The sequence below is a fragment of the Janthinobacterium sp. BJB426 genome (assembly GCF_002735705.1).
GTDB lineage: Bacteria > Pseudomonadota > Gammaproteobacteria > Burkholderiales > Burkholderiaceae_D > Janthinobacterium.
Genome location: NZ_PDZL01000020.1, coordinates 26,733 through 39,404, shown reverse-complemented (window position 1 = coordinate 39,404; position 12,672 = coordinate 26,733). Strand labels below are relative to the sequence as shown.

The 12,672-nt window shown below is 63.6% G+C and carries 13 protein-coding genes; 3 read left to right on the top strand and 10 right to left on the bottom strand.

Annotation, left to right across the window (positions count from 1 at the left end):
• The first annotated feature begins 85 nt into the window (after positions 1–85).
• Positions 86–967, top strand: coding sequence for a LysR family transcriptional regulator (locus CSQ93_RS23990; RefSeq protein WP_035826890.1), 882 nt, complete (start codon positions 86–88; stop codon positions 965–967).
• Here the strand turns inward: CSQ93_RS23990 and CSQ93_RS23985 are convergent.
• Positions 943–1,410 (bottom strand): PACE efflux transporter, encoded by a 468-nt coding sequence (locus CSQ93_RS23985; protein ID WP_070291265.1) that lies wholly within the window; start codon positions 1,408–1,410, stop codon positions 943–945. The two genes, CSQ93_RS23990 and CSQ93_RS23985, sit on opposite strands and share 25 nt — an antisense overlap.
• Positions 1,411–1,592: 182 nt before the next feature.
• Between CSQ93_RS23985 and CSQ93_RS23980 the strand changes: the two genes are divergently transcribed.
• Positions 1,593–2,045, top strand: a complete 453-nt coding sequence (locus CSQ93_RS23980) for a hypothetical protein (protein WP_099380199.1) — start codon at positions 1,593–1,595, stop codon at positions 2,043–2,045.
• A 117-nt stretch (positions 2,046–2,162) separates the two neighbouring features.
• Positions 2,163–4,328, top strand: a complete 2,166-nt coding sequence (locus CSQ93_RS23975) for a putative bifunctional diguanylate cyclase/phosphodiesterase (RefSeq protein WP_199534493.1) — start codon at positions 2,163–2,165, stop codon at positions 4,326–4,328.
• Here CSQ93_RS23975 and CSQ93_RS23970 read toward each other — a convergent pair.
• The 9 genes from CSQ93_RS23970 to CSQ93_RS23930 all read right to left on the bottom strand — a co-directional run bounded on the left by CSQ93_RS23970 (position 4,313) and on the right by CSQ93_RS23930 (position 12,662).
• A complete protein-coding gene (locus CSQ93_RS23970) occupies positions 4,313–5,413 on the bottom strand; it encodes a glycosyltransferase family 9 protein (RefSeq protein WP_099380198.1) in 1,101 nt (366 codons plus the stop codon). The two genes, CSQ93_RS23975 and CSQ93_RS23970, sit on opposite strands and share 16 nt — an antisense overlap.
• A gap of 100 nt (positions 5,414–5,513) precedes the next feature.
• Entirely contained in the window at positions 5,514–6,557 is a 1,044-nt protein-coding gene (locus CSQ93_RS23965) for a hypothetical protein (RefSeq protein WP_233516325.1), read from the bottom strand.
• Positions 6,558–6,562: 5 nt separating this feature from the next.
• Positions 6,563–7,474, bottom strand: coding sequence for a flagellar hook-associated protein FlgL (flgL, locus tag CSQ93_RS23960; RefSeq protein ID WP_099380197.1), 912 nt, complete (start codon positions 7,472–7,474; stop codon positions 6,563–6,565).
• Positions 7,475–7,484: 10 nt separating this feature from the next.
• The gene (gene flgK / locus CSQ93_RS23955; protein ID WP_099380196.1) at positions 7,485–8,846 is read right to left on the bottom strand and encodes a flagellar hook-associated protein FlgK; all 1,362 of its coding nucleotides are present in this window, start codon (positions 8,844–8,846) and stop codon (positions 7,485–7,487) included.
• A gap of 81 nt (positions 8,847–8,927) precedes the next feature.
• Positions 8,928–9,320, bottom strand: a complete 393-nt coding sequence (locus tag CSQ93_RS23950) for a flagellar biosynthesis protein FlgJ (protein WP_416208785.1) — start codon at positions 9,318–9,320, stop codon at positions 8,928–8,930.
• Positions 9,317–10,429, bottom strand: a complete 1,113-nt coding sequence (locus CSQ93_RS23945; RefSeq protein ID WP_099380195.1) for a flagellar basal body P-ring protein FlgI — start codon at positions 10,427–10,429, stop codon at positions 9,317–9,319. Before CSQ93_RS23945 ends, CSQ93_RS23950 begins: the two co-directional genes overlap by 4 nt.
• Before the next feature lie 9 nt (positions 10,430–10,438).
• On the bottom strand, positions 10,439–11,101 hold the full coding sequence (gene flgH, locus CSQ93_RS23940) for a flagellar basal body L-ring protein FlgH (protein ID WP_099380232.1): 663 nt from the start codon (positions 11,099–11,101) through the stop codon (positions 10,439–10,441).
• Between the two features lie 11 nt (positions 11,102–11,112).
• Positions 11,113–11,901: a flagellar basal-body rod protein FlgG gene (flgG, locus tag CSQ93_RS23935; RefSeq protein ID WP_167389655.1), complete on the bottom strand. Its 789-nt coding sequence runs from the start codon at positions 11,899–11,901 to the stop codon at positions 11,113–11,115.
• 32 nt (positions 11,902–11,933) lie between these two features.
• Positions 11,934–12,662: a flagellar basal body rod protein FlgF gene (locus CSQ93_RS23930; protein WP_099380194.1), complete on the bottom strand. Its 729-nt coding sequence runs from the start codon at positions 12,660–12,662 to the stop codon at positions 11,934–11,936.
• Positions 12,663–12,672 lie beyond the last annotated feature (10 nt).

Here is a 12,672-nt window from a genome sequence, read left to right as displayed (position 1 = left end):
CTCCTCCTGCTATCGGGATTTCTTTCATTCTATCGCCGGCGGCGCAAACGTGCCGCCCGCTTTCCGCTTCCCACTTTCCGATTCCATGAAACTGTCCAGCCATAACATCGAACTGTTCCTGGCCGTCGTCGACGGCGGCTCGTTCTCGGCCGCCGCGCGCGCCTTGCGGCGGGCGCCGTCGGCGGTCAGCATGGCGATGGCCAACATCGAGGCGGAACTGGGCATCACCCTGTTCGACCGGGGCGCGCGCGAAGCCGTGCCCACGCCGGCCGCGATGGCCCTGATACCGCACGCGCGCCTGATCGCCGAGCAGTTGAAGCAGTTGCACCTGCACGTGCAGGAATTGTCGCAGGGACTGGAGAGCCGCATTTCGCTGGGCATTGCGGCCGAGCTTGACCATACGCCCTTCCTGGCTGCCGTGCGCGCGCTGTCGCAGCGCCATCCGCTGCTCGACATCGAAGTGCTGACGGCGCCGCAGGACGATGTGCTCGACATGCTGCACCGGGGGCGCATCAGCGCCTGCATGGCTTTCGCAGGCGGACGCATCAATCACGAGGAACAGTTCCAGCTGGTGGGCAGCGATGCCTTGCTGGCGATTATTTCCACCCAGCATCCGCCCAGCGCGGCGGGCCAGCCCTTGTATATCGAGGAATTGGTGAATTTGCGTCAGATCATCGTCGCCAGCCGCGAACTCGACCTGGCCGATGCGCGTCCCGTGGTGGGGCTGTCCTATTGGCGCACGGACAGCTTGCCGATGGCGCTGGCGATGGTGGAAGCGGGCTTGGGATGGGGCAACTTTGCCGCCTCGGCCATCCAGCATTCTCTGGCGGCGGGGCGGGTGCGCTGCGTGGCGTTCAAGAATACGGGCAATGGTCTGGTCGTGCCCATCCACCTGGTGTGGATGAAGGACCGGCCGCTGGGCATGGCGGCGCGGTCCTTTCTTCAGTTACTCAGCGAAGCGGCCTGAACGTCCGCTGGCTCTTCCTTCGGCTGCTGCGCCGACAGGGGCACACCGAACAGGCCGTCGAAGAAATAATTAAAAATGAAGCTGTAGCACGGGATGATCAGCATCAGGGCGAAGTCCAGCACGAACGCCTGCCACAAGCTGATGTCGAGCCACCAAGCGATCAATGGGATCAGGTAAATCACCAAGGTGATCTGGAAGCCGATTGCATGCAGGATGCGGCGCCAGACGGTGCGCGTGCGCGACACTTGGCGGATTTCCCAGTATTCGAAGGCCGTGTTGTAGAGCAGGTTCCAGATCACGGCAATGGTGGTGATCATGATGGCCAGCGGCCCCGTGCTGGTGGGCGACTCGCCCGAAAGCAGAGTCAGCCAAGCCGTGGAAATGGCCATGCCGATGATTTCAAAGGCGGTGACGTAGACGATTTTGCGTTTGATGCCTTGCATGTAAAGCCTGTAAAGAAGAGATGGCGCGTATTTTAAGTCAGGTGTTCTGATGTTTGAAGTCGATAGCTGTCAGTTTTTCTGATGGATTCGCCGTGGGAATACCATGCGTGCCGTGATCGGTGGATAATGGCGGCTGGCAGGCAACCGGTCCCGCCGCATCACCGCAGAAAAGGTCAACCAGCATGCAAGGCGCAGCAGACAGCAACATCCCCGACGTTCCCGACACTCCCGCCAGCGCGGACGAACGTCCCCGTTTCCGCCCCCGTCCGTGGGAGCACCTGGAAACGCCATACGACGTGGAGGTGTGGATCGAAGAACATAACCGCAGCATGCAGGACAATATCCGCGCCACGGAAACGGGTGTGGGCATCTGCTTTACCCTGGCCGAGGGCGGCGATATCTATATGCAGACAAGCGCCGACGGCGCCGTCGTGCTGGACGTGACGCCGGACGCGGCCTGGGTCTCTCCCCTGATCAGCGCGGCCACGGGCTGCGAGACGCCGGACTCGTCGCTGTGGATCTTGCCTGACGACAAATTGATCCAGCTGATCGTGGGGCTATCGAGCCTGGTGGCCAGCACCTTGCTGGTGGTGGGCCATGATTTCGGCTGGCGCCGGCGCGGCATGGGCCGCTGAAGCGCCTTGTTGTAGAGATGACATCCATGGCAGGCTTGGCTCGACACTGCGCGTGGCGCGTGCTAGTCTCGCAACTGCACCCACCTGGTTGCCAGGGCGGCGGTGCAAAGGATAGCCATGGACACACCACCGCTAGCGGTACCTGCGCCGGATTCCTCCTCGCACAGCCTTCACGGCGTGCCGCGGCATGCCGCGCCCCTGCTTGACGATGGCGTCTTCAGCCCGGAACGGGTGAAGGCCGAGCGCGAGCAAGCGTATTTCAACGATTTATACCTGCTGGCGCCCGTCGCCTATTTCGTGCTTGGCCTCGATGGCGTGATCGTGCAGGTCAACCTGGTGGCGGCCGAATTGTTCGGCCTGGTGCGCGAACGCCTTGGCCACGTGCTGTTCCGCTCCTATGTGCACGAGGCGTTCCTCCACGATTTCGAGCAGTTCGTGCAGCGCGTGCTCAATAGCAGTGAACCCGAGCGCATCCAGCTGCAGGTGCGGCTGCGCCCCGGCGCGCGCGAGGCAGGCTTGCCCGTCAGCCTGCTGGGCAGCGCCGATCCGAACGGCCAGGCGCTGCGCCTGGTGCTGGAGCAGGCCGAGGGCAAGCTGGCCGCGCTGGAACGCAGCGAAGAGCGCTTCCGGCGCATCGTGCACAGCGCCGAGGAGGGCATCTGGGAAATCGATGCGCAGGCGCTGACCAGCTTTGTCAATCCGAAGATGGCGCACATGCTCGCTTGCCAGATCGAGGACATGCTGGGCCAGCCGCTGGCCGCCTTCATGGATGACGAGGGGCGCGCCATCCTGGAGCGCAACATCGCGCGGCGCCAGGATGGCATCGTCGAGCGCCATGAATTCAAGTTCCAGCGGCGTGACGGCAGCACCTTGTGGGCCACCCTGGCCACCAATCCCATCTTCGATTCCGGCGGCACCTACCTGGGTGCGCTGGCGCTGGTCAGCGACATCACGGCACAGCGCGCCGCGTCCGAGCGCATCTGGCGGCAAGCCAATTTCGACCCGTTGACGGGATTGCCGAACCGCCATATGTTCCTCGACCGCTTGCAGCACGAGGCGCGCCACGCCAGCCGCGAAGGCGGTTGCCTGGCCCTGCTGTTCATCGATCTCGACCATTTCAAGCAGGTGAATGACCGCCTCGGCCACGAGAAGGGCGACATGCTGCTGCGCCAGGCGGCGCTGCGCATCAGCGAGCGCGTGCGTTCCACGGATACGGTGTCGCGCCTGGGCGGCGACGAGTTCACCGTCATCCTGGCCGGCGTGGGGCAGCTGGGCGGCATCGAGCGCGTGCTGCAGGAATTGACGACGGCGCTGGCCCTGCCTTTCGTGCTCGACGGCGACACGGCGCAAGTGTCGGCCAGCGTGGGCGTGGCGCTGTATCCGGCCGACGCCGAGGCAACGGACACCTTGCTGCGGCATGCCGACCAGGCCATGTATGCGGCCAAGAGCGCGGGGCGCAATGGCTACAGCTATTTCACGCCGGCCCTGCAGCAGGCTGCCGACCTGCGCCGCAGCACGGTGCGCGAGATGCGCCTGGCGCTGGCGCAGGAACAGTTCGAGGTGTATTACCAGCCCATCATCCGCCTGTGCGATGGCACGATCGAGCGGGCCGAGGCGCTGCTGCGCTGGCGCCATCCGCTGCGCGGCTTGCTCGTGCCCGCCGATTTCATCGCCTTTGCCGAGGCAAACGGCTTGATCATCGATATCGGCGAGTGGGTCTTTCAGCAGGTCGTGCGTCAGGCGCGCCAGTGGCGGGATGAGCATGGCGCCGGGTTCCAGGTCTGTATCAACAAGTCGCCCGCGGAATTTCGCTGCGACGCCGCGCTGTACCAGGACTGGGGCCATGCCCTGGCGCGGGCGGGCCTGGCGCCGGGCGCCATCGTCATTGAAACAACGGAAGCCGTGCTGCTCGACGAGGCGCGCCAGGTGGCCGACCGCCTGCGCCAGTTCCGCACCATGGGCCTGGCGCTGGCGCTCGACGATTTCGGCAGCGGCCAAGTGTCGCTCGGATGCATCCGGAAGGCCGGTATCGACTTTCTCAAGATCGACCGTTCGCTGGTTGGCGAACTGGGACGCGATGATGCTGGATTGGGCCTGTGCGAGGCAATCATTGCGCTGGCGCAGCGGCTGGGAGTGAAAGTCGTGGCCGAAGGCGTGGAGACGGCGACGCAGCGCGACCTGCTGCGCGCCGCCGGCTGCGACTATGCACAGGGGTATTTCTTTTCCCGCGCGCTGGCGGCAGGGCAGATGAATTGCCTGCTGGCGGCTCAGCCGGCGGCTTGAATCGTCGCTTGCGCCTGCCCGTCGCCTTCCATCAACTGTTCCACGGCGGCCAGGGTCTCGGCGGCGTTGACGCTGACCAGGGTCAGGCCAGGCGCCAGGATCACGCGGTAATGGCGGCTGGCCGGATAAAACCAGCGGTAATTGTCGGTACGGATGTAGTAGCCGACGATTTTCCTGTCATATGCCGAGGCGATGTGGATCACCGAGGTGTCGGGTGAGAGCACCAGTTCGCAGCGGCGGATCAGGGCCGCCAGCTCCAGGATGTGGCCGGTGGGCGGCGCGGCCATCACGTTGGCATGGCCGGCGCCGCGCACGATCTCGGCGGCGCGCGCCTCGGTGCCTGGCGCGGCGATCACCAACAGCGCATGGCGCGGATAGCGTGCGGCCAGGGCGGCGCAGCAGCGCTGGGCATCGGCCACGCTGACCGTGCGTTGCGCATTGCTGCCCTGGAAATTGAGGCAAAACAAACCCTCATGGCTGCGCAGCAGGGTGTCGCAGGCGGTGTCCACCTGCGCCGCGTGCGCGTCCACGCCGAACAGTTCATAGCGCATATCGATGTCGCGCAAGCCGAATTGCCCGAACGTGGCGAAAAAACTGTGCAGGATGTGCCGGCTGCGGTCGCAGGGCACCGTATGGTCAAACATGCCCAGCTTGGCCGTCGAGGTGCCGTATTTGGGAATGGCAAAGCCCGTCAAATAGCGCGCACCCAGCCATTTGATGCGCAGCAGCAAGGGAATCGAAAAACGGTTGTAGGGGTTGAAGATGACGTCATAGCGGCGCTGGCGCAGTTTGGCGATGCTGGTGCGCAAGTCGCGTAGCAGCGGCTGCTTGTCCCAGATGAGGATCTCGCTCACATGCGGATTGTCGGCGATCACTGCCCGGTTGGCGCTGCTGGCGGCCACGTCGATCTGCCAGTGCGGATAGTTCTTCTTCAGCTCGCGCAGCAGGGCCGTGGTGACGATCATGTCGCCGATCTTGTCGTTGCGCAAAATCAATACCTTGCGCACCTTGGCGATATCGAGGGTTTGCTTGCCGGATTTGCCCAACAGGGCGTAACTGATCAGCCGGGCGGCGGTCTTTATCAAGGGAACTCCGGAGGTGGATGACGGGATGCGCTGGCGTGTGGGTCAACGCGCCAGCGACAGCAGCATCTTACGGATTTCCAGCGTCCTGAGCTAGGGGGATTTATTCCAGGCCCAGCAGCGCGACGACGCGCTCGCGGCTGATGCCGACCAGCGCCGAGCTGATCGCCAGCAGCGATTCATAGCCGGGCTGGCTGGCCTTTTCCGTGAAGTTTTCCGCCAGGGTATCCATGCTGACGTGCACTTGCACCGGTTGCGCGCGGGCCACCCGTCCCGTGGCTTGCGCCAGGGCCAGGCTGACGGAGCTGCGCGCCGCCTGCAACTGCGCCAGCGCCTGCACCACTTGCTGCAAGGTGGCGCGCAGCGCTTCCGTATCGCCGGTATGCCATTCTTCCGGGGAGATGGCGGCCGGTTCCGCATCCGTGCGCACGCGGCTCATCTGGCCGGTCGGGTAGCGGATGCCGCTGCCGCGCACGGACAGGCTGTCGCGCACGTTGGTCCAGGCCGCTTCCGAGGTGCTGAACACCAGTTCGCCATTCTCGCCCAGCTTGACGCCGATGCCGGACGGCATCAGTGCGCGGTCGAAGCGCGAGACGATTTCGTTCGCGCTCAGGCCAGGTTCGATATTCACCGAGCGCAAGGCCTGGTTCGCGCCGCCGACGGAAAAGGCCAGCACTTCCTGCGGGCCTTCCTGCAGGCTGGCCATGGTCAGGCCGCGGATGCTGAAGTTCTGCTGTGCCGCCTGCGGGCTGGTATAGCTGAGTTGCGCATCGAGCGTGCCGCCCGAGGCGCTGGCGCGCTGGCGCCAGGTATTGCTGAACTGGCGTACTCTGGCCTCGACTTGCCCTTCGCGGCCCTGGCGCGCGGCCAGCTTGGCCGCCAGCTCGCTTTTCAGCGCTTGCAACTGACTGCTGCTGCGTTCCAGGTAGTCGAGGGTTTGTTGCGCGTTAGAAATTTCTCCCTGCAACTGGTGATCCCAGTTGCTCAGGCCACGCTGCAGGCTCGCCGTCGAACTCCTCGCTGCCGGCGCTTCGCTGCGCGCGCTGGCGCTGCCTTTGACCGCGGCGGACGCGTCATCGACGACGCGCGCTGTGCCGGCGCCTTTGGCATTGACGCCGGAAGAGGAGGAGGTCTGAACGATTTGCATGATGGTCAGAGAAGATCAAACAGGGAAATGGTGCCAACCTTGGCGTAGGCTTTATAGGTTGCCTGCAAGGCCGTCTGGTAGCCGGTCAGTTCAATGGCGGCCGCGCCCATGTCGGTCTTTTTCAGGTCCAGCAGGGCCGAATTGTTCGACAGCGACACATTGGCCAGGTTGCCGGAGAGCGTGGTGAGGATGTTTTGCGCGCCGCCGAAGATGGCGATCTTGCCGGAGAGTAAATCCATGCCGTCATCGGTGCCATCGAGCGCCGCACCCACCACGCTGCGCACGGCCGGATCGTTCGGGCTGACGCCAGGCACGCCCAGCGTGGTGATGGCCTGGTCGATCTTGTTCAGCCATACTTCCAGGTTCTTCACGTCGACGTTGGCCGCCTGCGTCACGCCATTGCCCACCACCACGGTCTGCGTGTCGGTATTGCCGATGTAGGTATAGCGCGAACCTGCAGTTGCCGCCGGATCGTATTTGATGGCGGGTTGGTCGGTAGCGGTGCCGGAAAACATGTAGCGGCCTTCCTGATCCTTCAGGTTGGCCGTGTACAGCACGCTGTCGCGCATGGCGATCAGCGATTGCGTCATCGCATTCAGGTCGTCCGGCGCATTGCCGCCGTCGGCGGCCCACACCAGCAGATCACGTGCCTGGCCCATGTCGGTGACCATGCTCGACAGGTAGTTTTCGTTCTTCAGCAGGCGCACTTTCACCGTGGCGATATTGTCCTGGTATTGCGTGACCATGGCTTGCTCGCGCGTCAGGCGCGAAATGCGCACGTTGCCGATCGGATCGTCCGATGGCAGCTGGATGCGCAAGCCCGACGACATTTGCTGGGTCAGGTAATTGATGCGTTCTTGATTTTGCTGAAGCGAAATATTAATCAGCGATTGGTACTGGCTGCTGGCGACACGCATGATCTTCTCCTTAACCCATCATTTGCAAAGTGGCATCAAACAAGGTATTCGCCACGGAAATGACTTTCATGTTTGCCTGATACATATTCTGGAATTCGACCAGGTTCATCGCTTCCTCGTCCTTGTTCACGCCGCTGGTGGACTTCCAGTCATCGATCGCTTGCGCGCGCACCGTGTTGGACGTCTTCAGCAGGGCCTGGTTCTGCTGGCTGTAGATAGCCAGCTTGCCGACCAGCTGCGTATCCGCATCGCTCATCAGGACCGTACCCACCCAGCTGACGTTGATCGATTGATTCTTGATATCGATCAATTTTTGCAAGTTGCCGCTGTCGCCGGCCGCACCCGTCAGCGACAGGGCCAGGTCCTTGGCGTTGAAGCCGGGAGTAATGCTCAACTTGCCATTCGCGTAGGCCAGCAGGGGGGCGCCGGATGTGCCGGCCATGGTCTTGCCCAAGGCCAGCTGTGCGTTGACCTTGCTGGTCAACTGGGTGGCCATGTCTTGCAGCGACTGTTGCAGCGGTTTCAGGGTATTTCTCTCGAATTCGCCCAGGCCGCCCATCTGGCCGCCGATGGCGACCAGATCGAGGGTATACGACGACTTGGCGAAATCGAGGCTCAGGGTTTGCTCGCCCGTGTTCGTCATGTTGCTGGTCAAGGTGCCGGCCAGGCTGCCGATCACCAGCGGCTGACCCGACTTCAGCGAAATATTGCGCGAGCCGTCCGGCTGGTCGAGGACGTCGATGCCCATTTGCGAGGCCAGGCCGTCGATCAGCTGGTCGCGCGCATCCATCAGCGACGACACGTTCGTACCCGAGGCCGTGGAGGCGCTGATGCGCTGGTTCAGCGCGGCGATATTGGCCAGCGTCGTATTGGCTTGCGGCACGATCGCTGCGCGTTGTTGCTGCAGCGACAGCAACTGGTTGCCCATGACGGTGCTGATGCTGTTGAAGCGCTGCGACATGGCGTCGGCGGAGGTGATGATCTGCTGGCGCAGCGGTGTCGAGGTCGGGTCGACGGCCGAGGCGTTGAGTGCGGCGAAAAAGCCGTCGATGCCGTTGCTGATGCTGGAGGCATCGTCGCCCATCACGCGCTCGAGCTGGGTCAGGTAAGGCTGGGTCTGCGAACGGGCGCCCTGGTCGGACGCGGCGCGCCACATTTGCTGGCTTTTATAAGCATCGGCAAAGCGCAGCAGGGCGGACACTTCCACGCCATTGCCGGCCGAGCGTACGCCGGCGGTGGCGCCAAGCGAGGACAACAGCACGCCTTGACGGGTATAGCCCGCCGTTTGCAGGTTGGCGATGTTCTGGCTGGCCGCATTCAGTGCGGCCTGGGCGGCGATGCTGCCTGACAATGCATTGCTGATGATGCTCATTGGGCAAGTTTCTTTCGTGAAGAGTGTGGCGCATGCGGGTGGGCAGGCATTGAATCGTTGTTACCTTGTACAGGCGACGCTTCAGACGGATTTATTAAGCGGGGCCGCAATATTGTCGGTCTTGACAGTGCTTTTGGCGGCCACGGGGGCGCCGGCTGCCGGCAGCAGCTGGCGCAGGATGGCGTCGGCGATGCCGAAGGCGCGCTGGCCAGCCATCTTGTCGGCCACCAGGTTGTCGGCCATTTCCAGCATGTCGCTGTTGACGGGGTCCTTGAAGACGCTGTCCTCGCCCGCCATCTCGCGCGTACCAGAACGCATCTGGCGCAGCATGTGCGAGATGAAGAAGGCTTCGAACTTGACGGCCGCCTCGGTGGCCTTGGCCGCATAGCGGGGATCGGCCGGCGCGGCGGCCGCAGGGGATTTGTCGTCGAGCGCCGAGGGCAGGGCGCTGCTGCTGTCGTTGATGTTGATCATATGACCACCAATTCGCCTTCGATGGCACCAGCCTGGTCGAGGGCTTGTAAAATTGCCATGATGTCATCAGGCGAAGCGCCCAGGCTGTTGACCACGTCGATGATCGATTGCAGCTTGGCGCCGGCCGGCCATTTGAACATATTGCCGTTGCCCTGGTCGACCGACACTTTGGATTGCGGCGTGACGGTGGTCTGGCCGCGGCCGAACGGTGCCGGCTGGCTCACTGCCGAGCTTTCGGAGATGACGACCTTGAGCGAGCCGTGCGTGACGGCGGCCGCCTTCACGCGCAAGCCTTCGGCGATGACGACGGTGCCCGTGCGCGAATTGAAGACCACTTTCGGCGTATCGACGCCGACATCGACGGACAGCGCTTCGAGCTTGGCCATGAAGGCCACGCGCTGGGTCGGGTTTTCCGGCGCCAGCACTTCCACGCTGGTGGCGTCGCGCGTGGTGGCGACGGCGCCAAAGCGGCGGTTGACGGCTTCGACGATATTGATGGCCGTCTCGAAATGCGGGTGGCGCAAGTTCAGGGTGACGGTCGGCTTGGTCGAGAAATCGCTGAGAATCTCGCGCTCGATGTTGGCGCCGTTGGGAATGCGGCCCGAGGTGGGCGTGTTGACGGTGACGGAAGAGCCGCTCTTGCCGGTGGCGTTCAAGCCGCCGACGACGACGTTGCCTTGCGCCAGCGCATACGTTTCATTGTCGGCCGCGCGCAATTGCGTCAGCAACAAGGTGCCGCCGCGCAAGCTTTTCGCATCGCCCAAGGACGACACGGTGACGTCGATGGCCTGGCCACGGCGGTATCCTGGTGGAAACACGGCGCTGACCATGACGGTGGCGACGTTCTTGCTTTTCGCTTCGGCGCCGTCCGGCATCTTGACGCCGAACTGCTTGAGCATGTTGACCACGGACTGGCTGGAAAACTTCACCTGGGTGGTGTCACCGCTGCCGTTCAGGCCCACGACGAGGCCGTAGCCGACCAGCGGGTTGTCGCGCACGCCCTCGATACTGACCAGGTTGCGCAGCACTTGCGCGGCGCTGGCGGGCAGGGCAAGGCCGGAGAGTACGGCCAGCATGGCTGCCAGGGGCAGGGCGGAACGAAATTTCATGAGGTCACCTTAAAACGGCATCCATGGGCCGACGAAGAAGCGCGTCAGCCAGCCTGGTGTATTGGCTTCGGCCAGGGTGCCCTGGCCGGAGTAGGCGATCTGTGCATTGGCGATGCGCAACGATGACACCTGGTTGTTCGAATCGATATCGGCGGCGCGCAGGTAGCCGCGCAGGCGCACGAATTCCTCGCCCTGGTTCAGGGTCAGGGTTTTCTCGCCCTGCACGCGCAGCAAGCCGTTCGGCAGCACTTCCTGCACGATCACGGTGATGGCGCCGGACAGCGCATTTTGCTGCGTGCTGGTCGAGTCGCCGGCGAAGTTGCGGTCGGCCGACAGGTCGATACCGGTCTTGGGGAAGGTCTTGCCGAGAATATTGGCCGCATTCACGCCGACGGACGAACCCTTGTTGAACGAGGTGCCCGCCTTCTTGCTGGCCTGCGTGGTTTCCTGCAAGGCCACCGTGACGACGTCGCCGACGCGGAAGGCGCGGCTGTCCGAGATCAGGTCCAGGCCCGCGTCGGGATTGAAAACGCCGCCACCCACGCCGCCGCGCGCAGCGCTGCGCGGCGCCACGGGCAGCGGCGTATCGGAAAAGCTGGGCGCCACCGGCGCCGCCGGCCGGCTGGCGCAACCGGCCATCAACACCAGCAGCATGGCTGCCGTGGTTTTCATGGCGACTGTCATCAGCGTGCCGCTTGCGCCAGGTATTGCAGCATATTGTCGGCGGCCGACAGCACCTTGGTGTTCATTTCATAGGTGCGTTGGGCTGCGATCATGTCGACCATCTCTTCGACCACCTGCACGTTCGAGCCTTCCAGCGCGAATTGTTTCAGCTTGCCCAGTGCGCCTTCGCCAGGACGGCCTTCCGTTGGCGTGCCGCTCGATGCCGTTTCCTGGAACAGGTTTTCACCGAGTGCCAGCAGGCCCGTCGGGTTGATGAAGCTGGAGAGGTTCAGCTGGCCCAGTTGGGTGCCGTTGACATTGCCCGGCACGGTGGCCGTGACCATGCCGTTTTCGCCGATGGTGATCGCCGTGGCATTGTTCGGCACGGTGATTTGCGGCACCAGGGGCAAGCCCTGGGCGTTGACCATTACGCCGTTTTCATTGATGCCCAGCTGGCCGGCGCGCGTGTAGGCCGCTTCGCCGTTCGGGCGCAGCACTTGCAGGAAGCCGTTGCCGGTGATGGCGACGTCGAATTCGCGGCTCGTCGTTTGCAGGCTGCCGGTGGTAAACACCTTTTGCGTGCCGACCATGTGGGTACCGTTACCCAACTGCACGCCCGATGGCGACAGGGTATTGTCGGCGCGCTGCGTGCCCGGCTGCTGCTCGACCTGGTAAAACAGGTCTTCGAAGACGACGCGGTCGCGCTTGAAGCCGACGGTATTGACGTTGGCCAGGTTATTCGCGATGGCTTGCAGTTTGGCATCTTGTGCCTGCACGCCGGTCTTGCTGATCCACATTGCTGGATTCATGGTTTACTCCTGGTAATTGGTTGGCGTTGGGCTTAGGCGCCCAGCAGGCGGTTGCCCGACTCCGTCATGGAATCGCTGGCCTTGAAAATTTTCATCTGCATCTCGAAACTGCGGTTCAGGCTCATGGTGGCGACCATTTCCTCGACGGCCGAGACGTTGCTGCCTTCCAGGTGGCGGTCGCGGATGCGTACCGTCGGATCGGCTTGCAAGTCTTCGCCGCCGCGCGCCACGATCAGGCCCGCCTCGTTCTTGGTCAGCTCGCCCGCTTCGGCGTTGACCAGCTTGAGCTTGTCGACCGTCTGCATTTGCGCGGTGCCCGGCACCTGGATGGAAATCGTGCCATCGGCGCCGATTGACAGGCTGGTGTGCTCGGGAATCGTGATCGGACCGCCTTCGCCCAGCACGGGCCGGCCATTGATGGTCAGGGCGCCCGTTTCATCGAGGTCCATGGCGCCGGCGCGCGTGTAGGCTTCGCCGTTTTGCCACTGCACCGCGAGAAAGCCGGGGCCCGTGACGGCCACGTCGAGTTCGCGTCCCGTTTCCTTGATGGCGCCCGTGCGCGTGCCGATGGCGCTCGACTGCGTCTGCGTCATGTGGCGGTCGTCGTAGCCATAGCCGTTTTGCAACGGCTGGGCAGTGGACACTTCCAGGTTGGCGCGAAAGCCACCCGTCTCGATGTTGGCCAGGTTGTTGGCGTGTACCTGCTGTGCCCGCAGGGCACGGTCGGCCCCGCTCATGGCGGTATAAATCAGCGCATCCATTGCTCTTTAC